The organism is Chryseobacterium sp. DZ-32 (assembly GCF_059587025.1).
The window spans coordinates 1-24,407 of the sequence record NZ_JCAIOM010000032.1; the positions used below are offsets into that span (position 1 = coordinate 1).

Sequence of the window (24,407 nt, forward strand, 5' to 3'; positions counted from 1 at the left end):
AAAGAGTCCGGTAGAGTACCGAACTCTTTCATATAATAATATTGTTTAATTTTGTCTAAACTTTTGGGTGCAGTCTATCCGGCTGGATTCTATTATTATTTCTTCAGATATAAATCAAAATAATCTGTAATCTTCTGCATCAGGTGAACCCTGTCTTTCCCAATCACATTATGCGGATGTCCCGGATAAGTAAAGTAATCCAGCTGAACACCGTTATCCACAGCAGATTTGATGAATTTAATAGAATGCTGCCATACGACTACATCATCCTGAGCTCCGTGGATCATCAGTAATTTTCCTTTCAGGTTCTGTACTTTATCCAGAAGATTAGCCGTTGCATATCCCTGTGGGTTTTCCTGCGGAGTATCCATATATCTTTCTCCATACATGATCTCGTACATGCTCCAGTCGATTACAGGTCCTCCTGCTACTCCTACTTTGAATACATCCGGCTTACGAAGCATAAAACTTGTTGTCATAAATCCTCCGAAGCTCCATCCATGAATTCCCATTTTATCTCCGTCTACATAAGGAAGAGATTTTAAGTACTCTACACCTTTCATCTGGTCGTTCATTTCTGTAGTTCCCAGGTTTCTGAATACAGCCTGCTCAAACTTCATTCCACGGTTAGAAGAACCTCTTCCGTCCATTGTAAAAATAATGTATCCGTTCTGAGCCATATATTCATACCAAAGGTTTCCTGAGGCCGGAAAGCTGTTCGTGATCAGCTGTAAGTGTGGTCCGTTGTACAGATAAACAATAGTCGGATATTTTTTGTTCGGATCAAAATTGGTTGGAAGAATAATTTTTCCATACAAAGGAGTTCCGTCATCAGCCTTTAACACTACGTTTTTAATTTCCGGTCTCTGATAATTTTTTAATGGATTTTCAGAAGTAAGGATATTCGTAGTTTTTAAATTAGCTGTATTGATAATGTTGGCAACTCTCGGTGAATTCGCATTGCTGTAAGCATCATACAGATAATTCCCATCGCCGCTCAAAGTTCCGATGTGCATTCCTTCTGCATTATCAAGCTTTTGCATTTTGAAGTTGGTCCAGTTGATTCTGTATAAATGTCTTTCCAAAGGAGTCTCTTTTGTTGAGGTGAAGTAGATCTCCTTTTTCTTTTCATTGAATCCTAAAATATCAGTTACCAGCCAATCTCCTTTTGTAATCTGAGCTACCAGTCCTTTTTCAAGACTATAATGGAACAAATGATTATATCCTGTTCTCTGGCTCTGCCAGATAAAGTCCGTATTAGAATTCGGGAAGAAAGTAAGCGGGTGCTGCGGCTCTACATATTTGCTGTCTGTTTCTTCAAATAATGTTTTTACCAATTCTCCTGTTACAGCATCATACTGATTCATTTTCATATGATTCTGGCCTCTGTTCAGAACCCCTACAAAGATATATTTTGAATCCGGGCTCCATGTAACCGCTGTCAGATATTGGTCTTTTTCTCCCTCCACCTTTAAGAAAGTGGTAGATTGGGTTTTAAGATTGAAAACGCCTAATGTCACCTGATGAGAAGTCTGACCAGCCATCGGGTATTTGATATTGTTGTTTACAGCAGGTGTTACAGACCAATCGATGATCGGGTAATCTGCTACCATGCTCTGATCCATTTTATAGAAAGCTACACTCTCAGAATTCGGGGCAGGAAAAATTCCGGTATCAATTCCGAATTCATTTCTATGAACTGCCTGACCACTGATTATATTTTCGTTGGCTTCGTTAGTTACAGCAATCGTTTTTCCGCTCTTGTTTACAAACAAATTATTCTTTACTGTGAAGGCAAAAGTCTGGTTATCACCAAACATTTTTAGGTTGGCGGCATCCTGATCAATGACAGCTGTACTTTTTATTTTCCAGTCATTTCCTGATTTTTCAATCCATGACATTTTACCTTCTGTAGTAAAGTATCCTTTAGAATTCCCTGTAAATTTGATTGCGGGAACAGTTTTAAGCTTATCAGCAGAAAGGTTTCTGTTCAGCTGACTCAAGGAGATCAGGGTATCCTGTTTGTTGGTCTTCAAATCTGTGATCAGATAACCGCCTTTCACCGCCTGGATATAAGATTTTCCGTCTGCAGCCCATGAAAACTGAGAGATATTTTTCACAGCAAGGTTGGTTCTCATCCCATTTACAGCCTCCGCCATGGTAAACTTCTGGGTTTGGGCAAATGCTGAACTGCCTACAACCAGCATCAATAAAGAAAATTTATGTAATTTCATTGTATAAAATTGAATCCTTCAAAAATAAGAAATAAAAATCATTCGTTAAGAAATGTTAAATTAAAACATTGATAAAATGGAATTCATGTATTCAAAGGAATTATTCCTTAACTTAATAGTAGAATTTTTAACGGGATTAGGATAGGTGAATTGTGAATAGTCAATCCGCTGCGCTGTCAATTGGATGTTGAAATAAATTCACCATTCACTTGCGAAGCGAAATTCACCATTGATTATTAAATGAGTCAATCATGAACTGTCAATCCGCTGCGCTTGTCAATTTGGATGTTGGAATAAATTCACCATTCCTTGCGAAGCAAAATTCATCATTGATTATTAAATGAGTCAATCGTGAACTGTCAATCCGCTGCGCTTGTCAATTGGATGTTGAAATAAATTCACCATTCACTACCGGAGCAAAACTGACGATTGACAAAAAAACTCATTTCTTATCCTATATCAATGACTTGTATAGGTACGCTGTCCTAAATTTGCATTATTAATAACAAACAAAAAATACGAAATACAATGGCAACAAAATGGATTTTAGACCCTACGCATAGTGAAATTACTTTCAAAGTAAAACACATGATGATCTCTAACGTAAAAGGAAGCTTCAGAACTTTCACTGCTGAAATTGACTCTGAAGATGAGTTTTTTGCAAATGCTAAAACTACTGCTACTATCCAGACGGATTCTGTATTCACCAACAATACAGACAGAGACAATCACTTAAAGTCGGCGGAGTTCTTCAATGCTGAAGTTCACCCTACGATCACATTTGAATCTCAGGCATTAAACAATACTGTTGTAGGTAATCTTACCATCAATGGAATTACAAAACCTATAACACTTGATGTAGATTTCGGAGGAATTAATGTAGACCCATGGGGAAATACAAAAGCAGGTTTCTCTTTTGAAGGAAAAATCAGCAGAAAAGATTTCGGATTAAACTGGAATGCTGCTCTTGAAGCAGGAGGTGTAATGGTAAGTGATGATGTGAAAGTAGCTGGTGAATTACAGTTTGTAAAACAAGCATAGTAAATAACATATATTACAAAAGGTTCAGGGATTTTCTAAAAGCCTTGAACCTTTTATTTTTTTATAATCTTCAATATTTATGAACCTCAACGATCTTCAAAACATTAGCGACGGTTTTAAAAGTACACAGAGAATGCCTGTTTTATTTCTTGGACATGGTTCACCAATGAATGCCATTGAAGAGAATCAATTTGTACAGGGTTTCCGGAAAGCAGCCTCAGAAATTCCAAAACCCAATGCAATTCTTTGTATTTCTGCCCACTGGTATACGGACGGAACTTTTGTAACGGCTATGGATATGCCGAAAACCATTCATGATTTTTACGGTTTTCCCAAAGCCCTTTTTGATGTGCAGTACCCTGCACCGGGAAATCCCGAACTGGCAAGAGAAACGGCAGAACTTCTTCTACCTGTAGATGTGGAAGAAGATCATAGCTGGGGACTTGATCATGGGGCATGGTCTGTGATCAAACATATGTATCCTGATGCAGATATTCCTGTTATCCAGCTGAGTATTGATTATACAAAACCTCCTCAGTATCATTATGATCTGGCCAAAAGACTGAACAAACTTCGTGAAAAGGGTATCCTGATTATCGGAAGTGGAAATATTGTTCATAACCTTCGTCTTATTGACTGGAAAAATATTAATACAGTAGGTGCTGGCTGGGACTGGGCAATAGAAGCCAGAGAAAAAACCAACAATTGGCTTCTGGATGGAAGTTTTCAGAATATTATCGATTATCAGAAACAGGGAACTTTCTTACAATATGCTGTTCCTACTCCCGATCATTATCTTCCTTTATTGTATACTTTAGGATTAAAAGATCAGTCTGAACAGCTTAATTTATTCAATGATGAGCTTATCGGCGGATCATTGAGCATGACAAGTGTAAGGATCGGATAAAACCTTCTATATAAAAACAAAAAGGAAATACCTCAGCTGAGATATTTCCTTTTTTTATAGGGTTATTATTGTACAGCTTTTAAAACATTGATATTTCCATAGCCATAGCTTGAATTAACATTTGGATAGTAGGTTGAAGCCTGTCTCATTTTAGTAAGAACCTGATCTCTTGTCCATGATGGATTTTTAGCCCAAACGAGTGCCGCAATTCCCGCTGTTGCTGCTGTTGCCACAGAAGAACCACCCACATAATCTGCCTGGCCGTTATAATAGCTCAGCACCGGAACGGTATTTCCTGAAGACCTCTCCATCTGGAAGGTAAAGTCAATCTGGCTTCCGGAGTGGCATACATCACACTTCTGATTGGAAGTATTTTCTTTTACTCCTGTTATAGCCTGAGTTTCCGGCATGGATGCAGGGAAAATTACTCCGACAAAACTAGTGAAACTGGTAGAAGTACCTCCGGCACAGAAGATCAGTTTTCCTTTTGAATAAGCATATTTCACTCCGTCTTCAATTTTCCCGACAGAGAAAATATGTCCCATCGACATAGAAATAATCTTCACATTGGTATTGTTGCCCAATTCTGTGAAAGCCGTTTTTACAGCAGTTTGCTCGCTGGAAGTTTCCAAAACAACATTTTCTGCAGCTCTGTAAGCGATCAGATTGGCATTATAAGCTACTCCTACAGGTAATCCTGCATTATTTCTCGGAGCTGCCATTACGGAAGCCATTTTTGTTCCGTGCCCACACTGATCTCCTGATCCGTCAGAATTATATACTCCATATTTACTGATTGTTCTTCCTGAAGAAGCACCATTATTAAAACTTCCTCCCAATAAAGTCTGTTCAGGAGAAACTCCGGTATCAATAAGTCCGATGGTCACACCAGCTCCGGTACTGTAGCTCCAGGCCTCAGGAATGCTGTGTCTGGTGAAAGCCCACGGTATTTTTGCACCTGGCGTTGTTGAAGTATAGTCTGCAGTACTTAATGCAGATGATGAAAATCCACATCCTGACGAACCGCTTCCTGATGATTTTGCAGCTGCATTATATTGAGCTTCAAATTCAAAATAATGATAATCTGCAGGTTCTACATATCGGATGTTCTTCATTTGGCGAAGTGCGGAAACAGTTTCCTCATTTTCAATGACAACATCCATCTGATTAAGATACTGATCTGAAAGAAGAAGGAAATTTCTTTCGTCTTTTCCTTCATACTTTTTGATCACAGAAAGAACTTCTTTTTCGATATCATTGCTGTTTGGAGATTTACTTCTATCGAAATCATCTTTAGAAGTTCCAAAACCGATCGATACCATTTTATTTCCGCGGAAAATAGCACTCCATACGAAATGATCGGATTCATTCTTCCAATTGAAAGTACCGTCCGTTTTAATCGCCTGATTGATCCTTTCGTTGATTTGTTTTGCAGTCAACGGATCTTTCTGGGACATTTCGGTTTTTACATTTTCGTTCTGAAGATCTTCTCTGGTGCACGAGTTTAAGGCAAAAAATATTGCCAGTAGGAATACAGTTTTTTTCATATGTTATAATTTTGGTTGAGACCACAATATAACACTTTAACGGGAATTAAAAATTGAAAAAAAATGAATTTAGCATTACATGAATATTAAATTACAATACTTTCTCGTAGCACACACTTTGCTCTATTCCAACGTATTGACCATAATTAGGTATTTTGTAAAAACCACTTTTTTCATACACCGAGATGGCACTCTTAAGGTCCCTGGAAGTTTCCAATACAGCTTTTGTAAAGTTCAATTCTGTTGCCCAGCTTTGAAGTTCTTTCACAATAGCGGAACCTAATCCTTTTTTTCTGAAATCAGGATGGGTAAACATTCTTTTTATTTCTATGGTATCTTCTGAAAATGGTTTGAATGCTCCGCAGGCTGCTGGAATATCATCTATATAGGCTACGATACAGTTTTTGATAGTATCTATTGTATTGAACTGAGCAAAGAAGTCATCATTTTCTCCATTATGTTCGGATAAAGTAGCGTCAAGGGATTTTACAAGAGTTTGAAAATCTGTATTGGCAGAATCTGTTCTGAGTATATTCATCTAGTTGATTTAACGATTTAAAAATTGAAGGATTTAAAGATTTGTGAAAACAAAAAGCTCCCTTCCGGAAGCTTTCAAGTATTTTGTATTAGTTGACAACAAATTTTCGTTCGTTAATCAATTCTGCAATGGCCAGCATATCTTTACCGATCAGTCTGTCATCTTCAAGCTTGGCAACTTTAGAACGAAGAATTGCAAAGTTTTCTTCAATTACTTTAGAGCATTTCGCAGGTCTCCTGAATTCAAGTCCCTGAGCGGCAAACATCAGCTCAACAGACAGAATATTCACAAGATTTCCCAGAACCTGATTGAATTTTCTTCCTGAAATACTTCCCATAGAAACATGGTCTTCCTGTCCTAAACTTGTTGGAATAGAATCTGCCGACGCCGGGAAGCATAATGTTTTATTTTCTGTAACCAAGGCTGCTGAAGTGTACTGAGGGATCATAAATCCGGAATTCAATCCTGAGCTTTCCGTTAATAATCTTGGAAGTCCATATTTTCCTTCTAATAATAAGTAGCTTCTTCTGTCTGAAATATTCCCTAGCTCTGCAGCTGCTAATGTAGCATAATCTAAAGGTAATGCCATCAGCTGTCCATGGAAGTTTCCACCTGAAATAGATTCTTCAGCACTTAATACGATCGGATTATCCGTAACGGAATTCAATTCTGTTTCTGCCATTCCTCTAAGATGCTCAAAAGCATTTCTGCTGGCTCCGTGAACCTGTGGTACACATCTCATGGAGTAAGGATCCTGCACTCTTTCACAATCTTCATGAGCTTTTAAATTTTCTGATCCCTTTAAGAACTTAAGCATTCTTGCGGCTACTTTTTTACTGCCTTCAAAAGGTCTGATCTCATGAAGTTCTTTTTTGAAAGGGCTTGCAGAACCTCTGTACGCTTCAATACTCATGGCTGCCGTCATATCCGCCAGGTCCAGTAAGTATTCAAATTTTTCAAGTCCTTTAATGGCATGGGCAAGGATAAACTGTGTTCCGTTGATCAGCCCTAATCCTTCTTTCGGACCTAAAGCCAGTGGTTCAAGGTCATGCTTTTTCAACACTTCCATGGTATCGGCAACCTGATCTCTTTCCCAAACCTGTCCTAAACCAAGTAAAGGCAATACCAGATGGGCTAATGGCGCAAGGTCTCCGGAAGCTCCTACAGATCCCTGTTCAGGAACCACAGGAATAATATCTTTCTCAAGCATCAGAATCATTCTTTCAATCACCTCCAGGGAAACTCCTGAAAATCCTTTAGAAAGAGCATGTACCTTAGCAATCATCATGATTTTGGAAAGTTCTTTATCAATAGGCTTTCCAACACCCACCGCATGAGAAATGATCAGGTTATATTGTAACTGAGCGGTTTCATCCGCTGAAATTTTCGTGTCACATAATGGCCCGAATCCTGTATTGATTCCATATACACATCTGTCTGATTCTACTATTTTCTGTACGTTTTTCTGAGATTTTAAAATTTGTTCTTTTGCAGCTTTGTTCAGCTTCGCTTTATTTGGTTTTTTACATATTTCCAGAACATCATGGAAAGTAAAAACATCTACCCCGTATATCATTTCTAAAAAATTTCCTTAAAATTACGCATTTAACAATAATTGGAAAAGCTAAATTTCAATCTTCTATATTTTTATAAAACAAGCGAATTAATTTACTACATTTAGCCCCGAAAATTAAAAACAATAACACATGAGACTGAAAACTCTACTCCTTGCTTTATGTGTAGCAAGCACAGCTGCTTTCGCCCAGAAAGTAAAATATTCAAAAGAAGAAAGAAAAGAAATGAACCGCTATCTGTTTAACGAAGGTTTCAATACTGCAACAGATAAAAAAGTTTCCACCATTATTTTAAAAGATAATACAGAACATCAGGGTTACAGTAAATCCTGGGAAAAACAGAGGGGACAGATTCTTTCCATCACCATTGAGGATGTTGATACCAGAAAGCCAATAAAATTTGAGGCAACCGATATTGCTGAAATGTATTTATATGCTACAGAGACTGAAAAGTCGATGAAAGCGGCAAAGTTTATTTCAAACATGAGAAATTACAGCACAAAAAAATATGGCAAATCTGTTACCGACGATGCCATTCCTTACGAAAACCAGATTGTTTCTTTAAAAAACAAGAAAGAGCCCAGAGCTTTTTTAATGCAGGTGATCAATCCTGAATTTAATGAGCTTATTACGGTTTATCATGATCCGTTTGCTTCAGAAACAGTGAGTACCGGGTTTGCCGGTGCCCCTGCATTTGGCGGAGGTGTTATTAAATCTTATTATATAAAGAAAGGCAATAAAGTAATGTGGCTTCACAAAGATGATTTTGAAGACAACTATGACTTTTTGTTTGGTGACAATCCTGAATTCATGAAAAAATATCCAAAAAATTCTGTAGAATGGAATTATTTAAGCTTTCTCATCTATCAGTATACCGAAATGAACCACGGATAGGATACACTATCAAAATACCGGAACCTGTAGAATTATCTGCAGGTTTTTCTTTTTTTAAATAGGGAAAGTTTCCTTAATTTTGTTATATGAATCCTTCTTTAGAATTACAGCTCAAAACCTTACCATCTGAACCCGGCGTTTATCGTTATTATGATAAAAACGAACAGCTTTTGTATGTGGGAAAAGCTAAAAATCTGAAAAAGAGGGTACTATCCTATTTCAATAAAAACCTTTCAGGATACAGGATCAAAATAATGGTCAGCAAAATCCAGCGATTGGAAACGACAATTGTAAACAGCGAGTATGATGCACTTTTATTGGAAAATAATCTGATTAAAGAGTACCAGCCGTTTTATAATGTTATGTTGAAGGATGACAAGACTTATCCATGGATCTGCATCAAAAATGAAGATTTTCCAAGAATTTTTCTGACCAGAAATATGATTAAAGATGGATCCGAATATTACGGTCCGTATGCCAAAGTGCGCCCTGCAAAGATATTGCTGGATACTATAAAACATATTTATAAGCTTAGAACCTGCAATCTGAATCTTTCCCCATCCAAAATTGCGGAAGGCAAATATAAAGTCTGCCTGGAATACCATATCAAAAACTGTGAAGGGCCCTGTGAAGATCTTGAAAGCAAGGAAGATTATGACGAAAAAATAGATGCTATCCGCGGAATTATCAAAGGGGATTTCCGTAAGGCAAAGGATTATCTAGTGAATCAGATGATGAAGCTGGCTTCCAATCTTAAATTTGAAGAAGCTCAGATCATTAAGGAAAGACTGGATATTCTTGAGGATTATCAGGCTAAAAACACCGTTGTAAATCCGAATATTGATGATGTAGATGTTTTCGGAATGACCAGTGATGAGACCGCTGCTTATGTCAATTTCTTTAAAATCAGAAACGGAAATATCATCCAGAGTTTTACCACCGAGATTAAAAAGATTCTTGAGGAAACGGATGAAGATATTATGGAAGAAGCTTTGATTGAGATCCGTCAGAAGTTTTCTTCAGATTCTAAGGAAGTTCTTTTACCGTTTCATTTGTCTGTAGAAATCCCAAATGTAAAACTGATTGTTCCCAAGGTAGGAGATAAAAAAAGAATTGTAGAGCTTTCTGAAAAGAATGCTAAAGAATACCGTCTTGAAAAGCTGAAGCAGGTTCAGATTGTAGATCCTGAAAGGCATACCAACAGAATTATGGCCGAAATGCAGAAACTACTGAGAATGCCTGTAGAACCAAGACATATTGAAGGTTTTGATAACTCCAACATTCAGGGAACGAATCCTGTGTCTGCATGTGTTGTTTTCAAAGATGGAAAACCGAGTAAAGCAGATTACCGAATTTTTCATCCTAAAACGGTAGAAGGGCCAAACGACTTTGCAACGATGGAAGAGGTCATCTACCGCCGTTACAAAAGAATGCTTGATGAAGGAGAAAGCCTTCCTCAATTAATTCTGATTGATGGTGGAAAAGGACAACTTTCTTCTGCTGTTAAAAGCCTGAGGTTATTAGGACTTTATGGAAAAATTACCATTGTAGGGATCGCCAAGAGACTGGAAGAAATATTTTTCCCGGAAGATCCTATTCCTTTATATCTCGATAAAAAATCTGAAACGTTGAAAATCCTTCAGCGTGTTCGTGATGAAGCCCACCGGTTTGGGGTAAAACATCACAGAACGAGAAGAAAAAACTCTACGATAAAATCTGAACTTGAAGAAATTCCTGGAGTTGGAGAAAAAACAATCGAATTGCTTTTGTCTAAACTGAAGTCTGTAAAACGAATCAAAGAAGCCAATTTTGAAACTCTTGAAGAAATTCTGGGGAAAAGTAAAGCGAAAGTGATTTGGGAATTTTTTAATGCTAATTGATAAACTAATGCAGTACAGCAGCTAATTTGTCACAAACAAAATGAAGTTTTAATGCAAAAACTCATATACTTTTTTCATTTACTCAATAAGAGACAAAAACCAACAATCCCCAGTACAAAAAGGAAATTTATCAATAAAAAACACAAACAAATAAATATTTTATTAAATATTAGTATTATTTATATTTTTTCCATAAATTAGTAATATCAACTAATGACAATAATGCTATGAAAATTCTTCTCTTTTTATAAATCCAATCACATTTCATTTGACATCCAATTACTTTTATATCTATAAGACTCTTGTAAAATGCTAAAAGAATGAAAAACACATCAACATATATATTATAAAGGCTCTTTTTAAGAGCCTTTTACATGTATTATTTTTTTATAATCTTACCCATATATTCCCCTTTATTTGTTTTTAACTTAATAAAATATATTCCTGATGGAAGTTCTGCTACATCAATATTTTTATTATTGTAGATAATATTCTTCACAAGTTTTCCGGAGGCATCAAAAATTTTCACGATTTCTATTTTAGAATTTTCGTTCAGTCTTATTGAAAAATATTCTGAAACAGGATTAGGATAAATCTGCAGATCTGAATTTCCTTTTTTACTTTCTGCGCCTGATATTTCATGGGTTGCCAGATAAACAGGCAGTGGATCAGTCACTACATACAATTCACTTCCATGTTCTTTGGTATTAATGGTCAGAAATAATTTCTCACCATCTGTTCCCATTTTCTGAATATTTTCATTAACCAACAGCTGATTATCATCGTTTGTCACAAAAATATCCATCGGAGAGGTTGAAACACCGTCACTTTTCCATACCTTTTGGAAATCCCCATTAAGAAAGTAAAGATAATTGTTGGCACACGTCATATCTTTCACTGAAGAAAAATTTTGGGATAAATCAGATGTGCCATTCGCTGTTCCATCTGTTTTCCACAACTGTGTACTATTGTTATTGGTAAAAAATAACTGATTTCCACATTTTTTAAATTTTACATCACCAAAAAAGTTTCCCGCTAGTATCTGTTCTGTCCCTGCCACTGTTCCATCTGTAGAATGCAGCGCTGGAGAAGGATAACCTGAAGTGACATAAAAAAGCTTATTATTAAATATTATTGTTTCTCTCGCAATACTTGAAGAGCCATAAGGAGCAGCGTAAGATTTCAGTAATGTAGCAGATGCCTGATCGCCGTTTGAAATCCAAAGCTCGTTTTGCCCGGAGCTGTAATTCGCAGGAGTATTTTCCTGTTGTTTTGTAAAGAATAATTTATTATTAAAAGCATTCAGTACCTTAATATCTCCATTTGTCCCATCCTGATAGGAAAACTGTATTACCTTTTGGGTATTGGCTTCAGTAGCATCTGTTTTCCAGATCCCAAGTTTTCCATTATCTTTTGCCACAAAATAAGCAAAACCATTCAGTATTGCAGTTTTTGAATCTACGGAATAAAGACTTCCCATATTATCCTGGGAAATATCTTTGACCATACTAACAGTATTGGATGTATTATCAATCTTCCAAAGTTCAGTTCCTACCACATTATTGTATCCGGCAAAAAGTAATGTATTATCGTTCAAGCTGGTATACGGTACCCTGCTGGTAATATTCGGGGATGATATTGACAAAGTATTGGCTTCTGTACCATCTGTTCTGTAAGCTGCTTCTGGAGTGTAAAGATAGTTTCCTACTTTAATGAAATTGTCATTAAAGTCACTGCCCATACCTATAAACGAATTTCCTCCAAAGCTGGATATTCTCTCAATCTGCTGTGTATTTTTATTTCTCTTATAAATCTGGCTGTTATACTGTCTGTCTGTCGCAATGAAAATAAGATCATCATTCAGTACCTGAAATGCATGAGGCAAAGAACTTTCAAATCTACTGATGTCCGAAGCTATTGTAGTCTGATGGGTCACCGGATTTAGTGAAAATAGTTCAGTGCCATATTTGGGGGTATTTCCGGTAAGATAAATTTTAGAATTCAGGTCTACAAAACTATTATTATTTGGCATTCCAAGGCCTGTAATCTCAAAACTCTGTGAAGAATTTCCATTCACTATCCAATATCTGTTTCCATAATTAGCCATCGTAAGAATCAAATGATTATTATCTGAGCTGTTCCCATAAATCAAAGCTCCTGCGTGCGTATTGAAGAGAACAGTTCCGGCTTCTGTACCATCTGTTTCCCAGATATAATTACCATACACAGAGTTAACACCGTTGGCACTACTTTCAAAGAATATTTTGTTATTATATTTTACAAATTTTTTCATTGCCATAGAACTTGTAGCTCCAGGCATTAGATTTTTCAACAGATAAGTTCCTGCCGTTGTCCCATCAGAAACCCATGGTTCATAGCCATTTGCTGCATCAAAGCCTGTAAAAACAAAATAATTATCAGCGGCAGCTCCTTCCAGCTGCGGATAACCTACAGATTTTATGGATACTGTTCCCGCTTCTGTTCCATCTGTTGAATATAATTCATATCCCGCTGTTCCTGTTCCAAGATTAACCACGAAGTATAGTTTATTTTTAAAAATAAGTGCTTTAAAATCGCCATTAATACTTCCACCTGCATTGGGAACGATATCCTTTAATAAAGATGTTCCGGCAACGGTTCCATCTGATTTCCATATCTCTTTTCCATGTGTGCCATCATCTGCTGCCAGGAACAAAGTATTGTTCATGGTATACATTTTTACATCACCGGAATATTGAAATGTTTTTAATAGCTGCAGACTATCTGTAACGGTATTGTAAGACCAAAGTTCATTGTGATGGTAGAAAAAGATATTATTTCCGACCGCAGCAGTTGCAGCCACCGAAAACTCAAAATTCAGATCTTTTACCTTGGATGTTCCTACCGTGGTTCCGTCTGTGACCCAAAGCTGATTATTGGACGAACTATTGCTTTGTACAGCAATAAAGTAAATTTTATTATTGAGCCTCATAAAAGACGGATCTCCAGTCATCCCAATGCTGTACCCCGGAAAAACATTCTTCAGCAGAATTGATTTTTGAGTACCCGGATCAAAACTCCACAGTTCCCTTCCTTCCTCTGTAGACTTGGTGGCTGTGAAAAGAATATGATTATTGAATTTTATAAAATTATCAGGATCACTGGAAGCCCCAAAATTAATTTCGTTTAACTGGGTATTAAATACACTTTGTGCACTCGAAAATACTGACAGTATTGCCAATATAGAAATGTAAACTTTTTTCATATCTATGTAGTTAAAATAAATCCTTAATTCTAAAAAGTTATGAATTAAGGATGATATTTTTCTTATTATTGATGTAAATTATTTTGCTGTAAAGACTTCTTTGGAGAATCTTCCGTCAGTCTGTGGAATATCTATTACAATATTCCCGTTTTCAAAATATCCGATGGTAGTATTTCCATCAGCCATTTTTACAAGGAAAACAGCGCTCTTAGAAGTCGTTTTGAAAACAGCAAATGGTACGGAACTTCCGGATTTTGCCAAGATAAACTGATTAGAATCAATCTGTATTTTCTGAAGATCAAGTTTCCCGTTCGAGTAATTATTTGCTTCCGGAGTTCCTGCAGATACAACGGTTTCAGAAACTGTATTCTGTACGTTTTCAGCAGCATCTGATATTTTAGCAGGCTTCATTTCTACCGGGCTGGAAAGTGGAACATGTGTCAGAGCCTGCTTTAAAGCATCAGGAAACCCTTCTTCAAATTCCTTTATATCTGAGCGCCCTTTGGATTCTAAAATGACCTTTTTATTGCAGTCTTTGAACTGCAAAATCACTTTATTTGTAAATAAGCTCTTATCATTCAGCACTTCAGCATTAATTACATTACAGGAATTATTTCTAGCCTCAGATGGCCATTTGTCCATTGCCTCAGTTAAAATTTCATACTTTTTTCCCTGTAGCCCTTTAGCCAGATAAGCTTCCAATCCAAAACTGCTGTTTTTAAAGGTTTTAAATTTTTCCGGAATTACTACATATTTATAATCTGAAACCTTCTGCGTAAAAGCCATTGTTGAGCTTATTACCAGCATCAGCATTAATAACTTTTTCATTTTTATAATTTTAATCGTTTCTAAATGCTCCCATATCCAGTTTTAAGGAGAAGAAATTGGAATAAAAATTAGATCCGCCAATCCCTGAATTTGTAATGGCATAATCCAGTGTAAGCCCTCTGTATCTTATTCCAAGACCTGCACTTGGCTGGAAAGAAACTTTTCTTTTAAGATCTTCTATATCTGTAATTGACTGGAATCTGTTGATCCCCAATCTCACAAAAATCATTTTCTGGTATCCCAGCTCAGCTCCTGCGTAAGGACTGATACTGGCAAAGTCTGTAGAAATTAAGGATGCTGTTTTAGCAAAATCCACATTTATACCTGCTTCCGGCAATACATATACGCTGCTGTTGATTTCAAATAATTTGCTGGCCCCTACATTCAGTTTAGGCATTGTAAGTTCCAGTTTATCTTTGGGAGCAGGGTTAAATTCTTCCCCGTTTACAACAGTAGAAAGTTCTTTCTGATTGACCGTCCAGAAGTTGACAGTAGTTGTAATATCTCTTACCATCCCCCCGAACTTCCATCCGTTATCTGCTTTATAAATCGCCCCAACATCGAAACCAAAACCATAACCATTAGCAAATTTACCCACATTTCTATATACAATCTTAGCATTGATCCCGACATCTAATTTCGGATTTCCTCCTGGTCTGAAAGCATAAGAAAGAATTGCAGCATAATCGGATTGAGAGAACTTTGTGATTTTATCATAATCAATATTCCCTTCAGAATCGATCATCTGGGTTGTATTTAAAATATTATCTACTCCCAGTCTTACTACGGAAACCCCAAAAACACCTTCCTCAAGTACTTTTGCATAAGCCAGATAGTCATATTTCGCAATAGACTCAAAGTATTCTGCATGCATTGCTGCTCCCTGCCAGTCTCTTTCAATGGACATCAAACCTGCGGGATTCCACATAGGAGAATATACATCATCCTGGTTGGTAATTACCGCTCCTCCCATTGCAAGGCCTCTTGCTCCGGCTCCGATATTTAAAAATTCATTGGAATATTTTCTGATAATCTGAGATTGAGAAAGCCCAAACAACAGTGAAAATGCAAGTAAAAAATATTTTTTCATCATATAAATTTGATGCTTAGTTTAAGTTTTTAGTTTTTCTGGCTTTTATTAATCCGTTTGCAATGATTGCCAGTATCATAACACCTGAAGCGACATAAAATATAGGGCTCATATGTTCTGATTCTCCAAAGATAAAAAAAGCTAGTATAATTCCGTAGACAGGTTCTAAATTAACTGTTAAAATTAAAGTAAAAGGTGATATATATTTCATTAAATTCACAGATTCCAGCATGGGAAAAGCAGTAAAAACACTGGCTAACAAGCATATTAACGCCAAATCCCTGTAGTTTATTTCATTCATCTGAAAAATTTGTCCCGAAAGCAGATAAAATATCATTAAAATGAACCAACCACAGAAGATTTCATAAAAAATAATGTTTCCCGAACTTGTTTTCCCAAACATTTTACCATTAAAAACAGAAAAAACAGTCCCGAATATAGCACACAAAATTCCATAAATAATACCTTCTTTAAAATGAAATTCTGTTTTAAAAATCAATAATATACAGGCCACAATAACAGTTCCCATTACTACTTCAGATATATCAATTTTCCTTTTGAAAATAATGGGTTCCAGAATCGAAGCAAAAAGTGTTGATAAGGAAAGGCAGCTTAAGGCAATTGAAACATTGGAAACTTTAATAGAATAAAAGAAACAATACCAGTGAAGTGCCATTGCAAAGCCTATAGCAGCCAGCTGAAAGAATATTTTCCTGGACACCTTAATGCTTTCCTTTTTAAAGAATCTGATAAATACATACAAAAAGATTGAGGCAAACAACATTCTGTAAAACACAAGAATCTGAGCATTGGCCTGAATCAGTTTTCCTAAAATTGCGGTGAATCCCCATAAAAAAACTATTAAATGTAACCTGAAAAGCGCCAATTTATGCATAACCTATCCCCTTTTGATTTTAACGTGCAAATTTACAAATACGCTTTTATAAATCTTACAAAAAAACATAAATTTATATTAATAAAAAGATGATAAATAAAGTTTTTAATAGTTTTTACTCTTAATTCAGGACGTTTTCTAATAATTTAGTAAAAATCAAAACCAATATGATATCAAGTCAGGATTGAAATCAACAACATGGTCTCTTAAATATCATATAGAAAGTATTACTGGCAAACCCATATAGATATAAAAAAACCCTGAAAATTTGTTAAACTTTCAGGGCCTTCAAATAATAAACTATTAAAAAAATAAACTAGGAACTTAGAGTATTTTGCAGAGAATATCACCTCTGTTACTCTAGTGTAAAGTTAGAAAAAATATAAATTATTTAAAAATATTTTTTAGTTAAAAATTTCACAATTTACTAGAAACCAAATAATTAAACATCTGTTTTACTTCCAATTTATATTCCTCATAAAAATAGTATCTTTAAGCGTAAAAAATTGAAAATTTTATGGACATCGAATTCAATAAACGAGAGGATCAGAACAGATTAAAATTATCTGAAATAAATCGCTTACTCACTGAGATTAAAAAAGGAGGTGGTGAGAAAAGGCTTCAAAAGCTTCGTGATGAAGGAAAAATGACAGCAAGAGAAAGAATAGATTATCTCCTCGATAAAGATTCAGATTCCATAGAAATTGGAGCATTTGCAGGATATGAAATGTATCAGGAGCATGGAGGATGCCCTAGCGGAGGTGTTGTAGTTGTTATTGGCTACGTTTCCGGAAGACAGTGTATTATTGTCGCTAATGATGCATCTGTAAAAGCTGGTGCATGGTTTCCTATCACAGGAAAGAAAAACCTGAGAGCACAGGAAATTGCTATGGAAAACAAGCTTCCCATCATTTATTTAGTAGATTCTGCAGGTGTTTATCTTCCTATGCAGGATGAGATCTTCCCGGATAAGGAACATTTTGGACGAATTTTCAGAAATAATGCTAAAATGAGTTCTATGGGAATCATCCAGATCTCTGCCGTTATGGGGAGTTGTGTAGCTGGAGGAGCTTACTTACCCATCATGAGTGATGAAGCTATGATTGTGGATAAAACAGGCTCTATTTTCCTTGCAGGAAGTTATCTGGTAAAAGCAGCTATCGGAGAAAGTATTGATAATGAAACATTGGGTGGAGCAACCACTCACTGCTCTATTTCAGGAGTAACGGATTATAAAGCTAAAGATGATAAAGATGCTCTGAACAGAATCAAAAACATCATGAAATCTGTCGGAACTACTGAAAAAGCGGGCTTTGACAGAATAGAAAGTTTCCCACCAAAAGAAAATCCTGAGAATATTTTCGGAATTATGCCGGTCTCAAGAGCTGAGCAATACGATACCTACGAAATTATCAAATGTATTGTGGATAACTCAGAATACGAAGAATATAAACCAGACTATGGTAAAAGTATTATCTGTGCAACAGCAAGAGTTGACGGCTGGTCCGTAGGGATTGTTGCCAATCAGAGAAAGCTGGTTAAAAGCGGTAAAGGAGAAATGCAGTTCGGAGGAGTGATCTACTCTGATTCTGCAGATAAAGCAACCCGTTTTATTGCCAATTGTAATCAGAGAAAAATACCATTAATTTTCTTACAGGATGTCACCGGATTCATGGTGGGTTCAAAATCAGAACATGGCGGGATTATTAAAGATGGCGCCAAAATGGTAAATGCGGTTTCCAATTCCGTAGTTCCTAAATTCACTATTATAACAGGAAATTCTTATGGAGCAGGAAATTATGCGATGTGTGGAAAAGCTTATGATCCCAGATTAATTGTTGCATGGCCTTGGGCAGATTTAGCGGTAATGGGTGGCGCACAGGCAGCAAAAGTACTCGCTCAGATTCAGGAGTCTACCTTAAAGAAACAAGGAAAAAATATCTCAGAAGAAGAGCATAACGAAATTCTGGATACCATCTCAAAGAAATATCAGAAACAAACTGAATCTACCTATGCAGCAGCAAGATTATGGACAGATGCCATCATCAATCCTGCTGATACCAGAAAATGGATTTCTATGGGGATTGAAGCTGCAAACCACTCTCCTATCACGGAGAAGTTCAATCTTGGAGTAATACAGGTCTGATATTATTGTTATACTTTTCAATAAATTAATCCCTTATCGCATTGATAAGGGATTTTTTATACCCATTCTAGAAATTGACAATAAAAACACTTTAAAATTCTTTATTTAACAGGCAAAAAGCTTATATCATATAAAAAAAGCAAAAAAAAAATAAAATTCACAGATAAGTAATATATAATCATTTTTTATATTTTCAATATTATCAATTACAGAATATTATACATTAAAATCAACATTAAACAATAAAACACAAAACATTAAACACTGATAACCAACACTTTATATTTTAATTTATAACATTCGTGCCATATTTTTTTTTAATATTGCAGTAATAAGCAAATGATGAACAAAATGAAACAATTAAGTACAAGACTTCCCTTGGCTGTTGGTGTTTTTTGTTTTCTATTGAGTACAAACCACCTAAGTGGTCAAAAGTCAAAGAAGGATTCTATAAAGAATAAACAAATTGATGAAGTTGTTGTTACTGCACTTGGGATAAAAAGAGATCAGAGAAAACTAGGCTATGCCATTACCAAGGTTGAGACCAAAGACATTACTCAGGCTGGGGTCGTTAACCCTATGGAGGCTCTTCAGGGAAAACTGCCGGGGGTAGAAATAACGGCAGGATCCGGAGGCCCGCAGTCCAGTGCAAGGATCCAGATCCGTGGAAATACATCATTAGGCAACAATAACCAGCCGCTGATAGTAGTTGATGGAGTAATTATTGACAATGGAGTAACCGGTGCGGATTCCTGGGGTTCCGGTTACGATTTCGGTAATGAAATGAAAAACCTTAACTCAGATGTTTTTGAGTCCGTTTCCATATTAAGAGGTGCTGCAGCATCTGCACTTTATGGTTCACGGGCTGCTAACGGGGTTATTGTCATTACAACCAAGAAAGGAAAAGGTACGAATGGATTAGGTGTCAGGATAAATTCTTCTCTTACTACACAGCACGTCTATAGCAGCCCCAGGTTTCAGAATGAATTTGGTGCCGGTTTTGGATCCAACTTTTCAACGGATACTAATGGAAACCGTTTTATAGATCCCAACAATTTTTTTTACAGCTACGGGCCAAAATTTGACGGAAAACCTGTACAGGATATTGATGGAAGAACAATTCTATGGAATCCTCAGCCGGATAATTATAAGGATATTTATCAGGTAGGATTTGATCGTAAAAATTCATTCGAACTCTCCGGAGGAAATGATAAATCTACTATTCTGTTGAGTTATACCAATCAGGAAGCTGAAGGTATTCTTCCCCGTAATAAGTTTATAAAAAACGCTTATTTTATCCGTGTAACCCATCAGTTTAGTAAATATTTGCAGGTAGATGCAAGTTTCAACTATAACCGGTCTTTCGGGCAGAACCCCGTACCTCAGGGAGGAAATGAAAGTCCTCTCTTCAGTTTTATATATGGCACTCCAAGAAGTTTTGATGCTGTTTATTGGAAAAACAATTATCTGGATCCTGTAAATGGGGGAAGGAAACAAGACAGTGCGGATCCTTATGGTATGACGTCTACTTATTTTAACATTTTCCAGAACACAAGAACCCAGAAAGAAAACAATTATATAGGCAGGCTTGAGCTCAGATCCCAGCTAACAGACTGGTTAAACTTAATGATATCAGGCAACTTCAATAATTATGATTTCCTGAATGAATTTAAAATACTTGGAGAAAACCCCGGATTTAATGGCGGTGGCTATAGTATTTTGGAAGGTAGAAAAGAACAATATACTACAAAATTTTTATTGAATGCCAACTTCAAATTGTCGGAAAATATTACTCTTAATGCATCTGTTGGTGGAGAAGACTTCAGATCCAAATACAAAGCCACAAGGCAATGGACTAATGGAGGGCTTAATTCTCCTGGCGTTTTCCAGATCCAGAACTCAATAGATCCGGCAGGAAGCGAGGTCTATTATACCGATGGTAATCAGTCGCCGAAAAGAATTCAGGGACTGTATGCTTTTGCTAATTTCGCCTGGAAAGATCAGCTATTCATTGACATTACAGGTCGAAACGACTGGTCTTCCACATTGGCATACCCTGATGGACATGGAAGTATAAGCTATTTTTATCCTTCATTTGTTGGAAACTGGATATTTTCTAATTCTTTTAAACTTCCAAAATGGATCAATTCCGGAAGTCTGAGAGGAAGTCTGGCATGGGTGGGAAGAGATACTTCGCCATACAACACAAGTTCCGGTCTCTATTACAGACCCGACCCTTCTGCTTATAATTCCCCTGATGGCGTGCGCATTCCGTTAGTGGGTTTCAATAGTAATTCTCTTGCGAATTTAAATTTAAAAAATGAATTGAGCAGATCCATAGAATTTGGATTAAATATGGCCTTTTTCAATAACCGGCTGGATTTTGATGTTTCTTTTTATAAGACCAATACTACCAATCAGCTGTTAACACTTCCTTTGCCACAAGAATCAGGACTCAGTCAGCAGCAGATTAATGCCGGAAATCTGCAAAATCAAGGCATAGAGGTAATTGTCAACGCAATTCCGGTGAAACTACCTAACTTCAAATGGAATACCACAGTTACATTTTCTCAAAACAGGGATAAACTTATTGAGCTCTATCCAGGAGTTACGGAATATGTCCTGAACTGGGCCATGGGCACTGACGTAAAAAGTATAGCAATACCTGGCCAGCAATACGGTTTGATACAGACCAAATATGCCTATGCAAGATATCAGGCATTGGATGCGAATGGTAATAAAATTGATGATCCCAGAAACGGAATGAAAGTGCTGAAAGCTGATGGCTCTTACCTGAGATCAGATTCTTACCAAAACCAGGGATATACTACGGTAGGAAAGTTAACTCCTGATTTTTTAGCCAGTTTCAGAAATACTTTCAGGTATAAAAATTTATCTTTAAGTCTACTGATTGATGCAAGAGTAGGGGGTGATATTCTTTCTGCCACATACAATTATGGTGTTCAGTTTGGCAACCTTTCATCCACATTAAGGTACAGGGATGAAGAAAGAGGTGGAATCAAATATATTGATTCGCAGGGCAACACTCAATACGGGGTAATTCCCGATGGAGTATTTGGCCAGAATTCCATCATAAAGGATAAACAAGGAGTCACCAGAGATGTAAGCGGTATGACTTATCAGGAAGCTTATGAAAAAGGGTGGATCAATCCCGTAAAAACATCTTCCTACTACAACAGATTAGCCTCATGGGGAAATGGTATCCGGGAGCAGGCTGTGTTTGAAAATACATGGGTCTCCCTACGTGAAGCACGCCTGACCTATTCCTTTAAACCAGAAATCATCAAATCTCTTGGAGTCAATACTCTCAACCTCTCCCTTATCGGTAGAAACTTATTCTATATCTACAATAAATTACCAGATGGAATAAATCCTGAAGGAAAATATTCCAACAGCGCAGGTAGCTTTGCTGAATATGGAGGTGCACCTATGTCGAGGTATATAGGATTTAATCTGGATTTCTCATTCTAGTTATTTCTTATTCTAAAAATTATCAAAAATGAAAAAAATACTTATACTTACGCTATCGTTTTCTCTGTTTGTATCTTGTACCAGTGATTTTGCTGAGATTAACACCAATCCGGTAGATAAAATAAAAGCTACACCTGAAGAACTTTTGCCTTTGGCAATTATGAAAGGATTTGATGGCAGCTTTGAATACTACTATGATTACTACCGCAGAATTATGCCCTGGACTCAGACGTTGGTTCCCAGCACAGGCAATTCTCCTCAGTTTATGGCTGACGGCTCCAATATGAATCAAAGAAAAGATATCTTTTATGGAGATCATGGTGCTTTACTTACAGACATTATATACAAAATTGATCATATGCCGGCTGAAGATCAAAAAAAATACGTGAACATTAAAAGTATTGCCACGATTTTAAAAGTTTATTATGCATGGTATGTAACAGATGTGAATGGAAGTATAGCTTATACAGAAGCATTCCAGGCCCGCTACGGGGGAACACAAACTCCTAAATATGAAACACAGGAACAATTGTATGATGTTTTTGACAAGCAGTTAAACGATGTATATACTGCAATTCAAAGTGCTGATCAATCTGTACAGGTAGATCCGGGAGATAAAGACTTATTCTTTAAGGGTGATATAAGCAAATGGAAACGGGTAGCTAATTCACTCAGATTAAAAATTGCGTCAAGACTCATGAAAAGAAATCCTGCCAAACTAACTGCCATTGCTGTACAGGTTTTATCAAGGGATGAAATTAACGGTACGGCACAGAGCTTCATGTTACGGACTAAAAGGCTGACAGAGCATGGTAATTTCAATCCTGTAGGTATGTCTGCTGCAAAACCTATGGTTGACTTTATGAATGAAAGCAAAGATCCCAGAATATCTATATTTTTCCAGCAAAATGATTATTCCCAGGAAAACATAGATAAGCTGGTAGCAGCCGGTAAAATGAAAAAAGCTACGGAAAGCCAGCGTTATGTTGGTGGTTTTGTCAGCCCTAACATGGTTTCAGCGGATATGAGCCGTTACTATACTTCAGCAAAAAGATTATTAAATGGAGTGAATTATGATACCATTTCAAGATTACAGTATAGAATATGGAGGCCGGAAAATATTTCAAAAGGTATTATTGGGACAGGAAATGCTATATTCCCAATTCTTACTTATGCTGATTATTCACTGTTGAAAGCAGAACTGGCTGCAAGAAATCTTATTCCTGGCAATGTAAAAGATCTTTATGAACAAGGAATCAGAGCTTCTATTGAAACCTATAATTATATTGCCAAAGAAGCATTGGTAGATGATTATAAAACAGCCTATGATACCGATATTTTAGCTTATCTAAACCAGCCTCAAATCAAATTTGATCCATCATTAGCCCTGGAACAGATTATCATTCAGGAATATTTAAACTATTTCAAGCAACCCAATGAAGTATGGGCATTGATTAAAAGAACAGGATTGCCTAATGTATCGACTGCGCTTAAGCTGGAAAATCCATTCAGTGAATCCGGAGTTCTGTTAATAATGCCAAGAAGAATTGTTCTTCCCACTCCTTCAAAAGACAATCTAAATTATCAAAATCAAAAGGAAGCACTGGACCAAATGAAGCAGGATCCTGAATTTGGAGCCAGTGAAAGCGATATAAAAGGTCGAATTTGGTGGGATAAGAAATAAATTACATCAATGTTATTTACTTTTATTGTTTAATACAGAAAAGTGCAACATCTCCATAGCTATTTAATTAATCGAAAGGCCATTTAAACAGATAATAAATTATCTATTAGCATTAGAATCTTTACAGCCTTTAAGTCATCCTTAGGGTCTAAGCGCCATACTTTGCAATCTTCATTATTTTAGGCTCTTGGATCCTTAGAGGATGATAATTTGAATTATGGAGATTAACAAAATAAGTGAAAGATGATTTCAGGAGCTGTTTCCCGCTATCCATTCATACTCCTCGCGCCTGCGCTCCCAGCGTTGTCACCCTGAGCGAAGCCGAAGGGTCCCACACTCCAACCCATTCACCCTCCAACCCAGCTGCGGGGTAACCATTCCTATCGGGGCTAGGATGGTGAATGAATCATCAA

Annotated in this window: 15 protein-coding genes; 7 read left to right on the plus strand and 8 right to left on the minus strand. The window is 36.6% G+C overall.

The features are described from left to right. Nucleotides 1–95: 95 nt before the first annotated feature. On the minus strand, nt 96–2,234 hold the full coding sequence (locus AC59HC_RS22450) for a S9 family peptidase (protein ID WP_496559410.1): 2,139 nt from the start codon (nt 2,232–2,234) through the stop codon (nt 96–98). Nucleotides 2,235–2,762: 528 nt separating this feature from the next. Between AC59HC_RS22450 and AC59HC_RS22455 the strand changes: the two genes are divergently transcribed. Further along, a complete protein-coding gene (locus AC59HC_RS22455) occupies nt 2,763–3,275 on the plus strand; it encodes a YceI family protein (protein ID WP_110011802.1) in 513 nt (170 codons plus the stop codon). Between the two features lie 79 nt (nt 3,276–3,354). Next, a complete protein-coding gene (gene ygiD, locus AC59HC_RS22460) occupies nt 3,355–4,182 on the plus strand; it encodes a 4,5-DOPA-extradiol-dioxygenase (RefSeq protein WP_496559411.1) in 828 nt (275 codons plus the stop codon). A gap of 65 nt (nt 4,183–4,247) precedes the next feature. Here ygiD and AC59HC_RS22465 read toward each other — a convergent pair whose 3' ends face one another. The 3 genes from AC59HC_RS22465 to hutH all read right to left on the minus strand — a co-directional run bounded on the left by AC59HC_RS22465 (nt 4,248) and on the right by hutH (nt 7,843). Beyond that, nucleotides 4,248–5,729, minus strand: a complete 1,482-nt coding sequence (locus AC59HC_RS22465) for a S8 family peptidase (protein ID WP_496559412.1) — start codon at nt 5,727–5,729, stop codon at nt 4,248–4,250. A 91-nt stretch (nt 5,730–5,820) separates the two neighbouring features. Further along, nucleotides 5,821–6,267, minus strand: coding sequence for a GNAT family N-acetyltransferase (locus AC59HC_RS22470; RefSeq protein WP_202843757.1), 447 nt, complete (start codon nt 6,265–6,267; stop codon nt 5,821–5,823). Nucleotides 6,268–6,355: 88 nt separating this feature from the next. Further along, the gene (gene hutH / locus AC59HC_RS22475; protein ID WP_395972431.1) at nt 6,356–7,843 is read right to left on the minus strand and encodes a histidine ammonia-lyase; all 1,488 of its coding nucleotides are present in this window, start codon (nt 7,841–7,843) and stop codon (nt 6,356–6,358) included. 130 nt (nt 7,844–7,973) lie between these two features. On the opposite strand from hutH, the gene AC59HC_RS22480 reads away from it, so the two are divergent. Both AC59HC_RS22480 and uvrC read left to right on the plus strand, forming a co-directional pair. After that, nucleotides 7,974–8,735, plus strand: coding sequence for a hypothetical protein (locus AC59HC_RS22480; protein ID WP_343643063.1), 762 nt, complete (start codon nt 7,974–7,976; stop codon nt 8,733–8,735). An 86-nt stretch (nt 8,736–8,821) separates the two neighbouring features. Beyond that, nucleotides 8,822–10,615, plus strand: a complete 1,794-nt coding sequence (uvrC, locus tag AC59HC_RS22485; protein WP_110011808.1) for an excinuclease ABC subunit UvrC — start codon at nt 8,822–8,824, stop codon at nt 10,613–10,615. A gap of 379 nt (nt 10,616–10,994) precedes the next feature. On the opposite strand, the gene AC59HC_RS22490 is transcribed toward uvrC, so the two are convergent. The 4 genes from AC59HC_RS22490 to AC59HC_RS22505 form a co-directional block, all read right to left on the minus strand. Further along, nucleotides 10,995–13,859 carry a T9SS type A sorting domain-containing protein gene (locus tag AC59HC_RS22490; RefSeq protein WP_496559413.1) on the minus strand — a complete coding sequence of 955 codons (2,865 nt, stop codon included), beginning with the start codon at nt 13,857–13,859 and terminating at the stop codon, nt 10,995–10,997. A gap of 78 nt (nt 13,860–13,937) precedes the next feature. After that, complete coding sequence (locus tag AC59HC_RS22495) at nt 13,938–14,687, minus strand: hypothetical protein (RefSeq protein ID WP_343643069.1); 750 nt, start codon at nt 14,685–14,687, stop codon at nt 13,938–13,940. 10 nt (nt 14,688–14,697) lie between these two features. Next, complete coding sequence (locus AC59HC_RS22500; RefSeq protein ID WP_110011810.1) at nt 14,698–15,780, minus strand: putative type IX sorting system protein PorV2; 1,083 nt, start codon at nt 15,778–15,780, stop codon at nt 14,698–14,700. A gap of 13 nt (nt 15,781–15,793) precedes the next feature. After that, a complete protein-coding gene (locus AC59HC_RS22505) occupies nt 15,794–16,672 on the minus strand; it encodes a DMT family transporter (RefSeq protein ID WP_110011811.1) in 879 nt (292 codons plus the stop codon). Between the two features lie 517 nt (nt 16,673–17,189). Between AC59HC_RS22505 and AC59HC_RS22510 the strand changes: the two genes are divergently transcribed. From AC59HC_RS22510 to AC59HC_RS22520, 3 genes are all read left to right on the plus strand, one after another. Further along, nucleotides 17,190–18,818, plus strand: coding sequence for an acyl-CoA carboxylase subunit beta (locus AC59HC_RS22510; RefSeq protein ID WP_110011812.1), 1,629 nt, complete (start codon nt 17,190–17,192; stop codon nt 18,816–18,818). Nucleotides 18,819–19,169: 351 nt separating this feature from the next. Further along, nucleotides 19,170–22,310 (plus strand): SusC/RagA family TonB-linked outer membrane protein, encoded by a 3,141-nt coding sequence (locus AC59HC_RS22515; RefSeq protein WP_429816693.1) that lies wholly within the window; start codon nt 19,170–19,172, stop codon nt 22,308–22,310. 28 nt (nt 22,311–22,338) lie between these two features. Beyond that, nucleotides 22,339–23,994 carry a SusD/RagB family nutrient-binding outer membrane lipoprotein gene (locus AC59HC_RS22520; protein WP_411414427.1) on the plus strand — a complete coding sequence of 552 codons (1,656 nt, stop codon included), beginning with the start codon at nt 22,339–22,341 and terminating at the stop codon, nt 23,992–23,994. The last annotated feature ends 413 nt before the right edge of the window (nt 23,995–24,407 follow it).

Coding starts and splice junctions, on each gene's coding strand:
- AC59HC_RS22450 (WP_496559410.1), bottom strand. CDS start 2,234: ATGAAATTACATAAATTTTCTTTATTGATGCTGGTTGTAGGCAGTTCA.
- AC59HC_RS22455 (WP_110011802.1), top strand. CDS start 2,763: ATGGCAACAAAATGGATTTTAGACCCTACGCATAGTGAAATTACTTTC.
- ygiD (WP_496559411.1), top strand. CDS start 3,355: ATGAACCTCAACGATCTTCAAAACATTAGCGACGGTTTTAAAAGTACA.
- AC59HC_RS22465 (WP_496559412.1), bottom strand. CDS start 5,729: ATGAAAAAAACTGTATTCCTACTGGCAATATTTTTTGCCTTAAACTCG.
- AC59HC_RS22470 (WP_202843757.1), bottom strand. CDS start 6,267: ATGAATATACTCAGAACAGATTCTGCCAATACAGATTTTCAAACTCTT.
- hutH (WP_395972431.1), bottom strand. CDS start 7,843: ATGATATACGGGGTAGATGTTTTTACTTTCCATGATGTTCTGGAAATA.
- AC59HC_RS22480 (WP_343643063.1), top strand. CDS start 7,974: ATGAGACTGAAAACTCTACTCCTTGCTTTATGTGTAGCAAGCACAGCT.
- uvrC (WP_110011808.1), top strand. CDS start 8,822: ATGAATCCTTCTTTAGAATTACAGCTCAAAACCTTACCATCTGAACCC.
- AC59HC_RS22490 (WP_496559413.1), bottom strand. CDS start 13,859: ATGAAAAAAGTTTACATTTCTATATTGGCAATACTGTCAGTATTTTCG.
- AC59HC_RS22495 (WP_343643069.1), bottom strand. CDS start 14,687: ATGAAAAAGTTATTAATGCTGATGCTGGTAATAAGCTCAACAATGGCT.
- AC59HC_RS22500 (WP_110011810.1), bottom strand. CDS start 15,780: ATGATGAAAAAATATTTTTTACTTGCATTTTCACTGTTGTTTGGGCTT.
- AC59HC_RS22505 (WP_110011811.1), bottom strand. CDS start 16,672: ATGCATAAATTGGCGCTTTTCAGGTTACATTTAATAGTTTTTTTATGG.
- AC59HC_RS22510 (WP_110011812.1), top strand. CDS start 17,190: ATGGACATCGAATTCAATAAACGAGAGGATCAGAACAGATTAAAATTA.
- AC59HC_RS22515 (WP_429816693.1), top strand. CDS start 19,170: ATGAAACAATTAAGTACAAGACTTCCCTTGGCTGTTGGTGTTTTTTGT.
- AC59HC_RS22520 (WP_411414427.1), top strand. CDS start 22,339: ATGAAAAAAATACTTATACTTACGCTATCGTTTTCTCTGTTTGTATCT.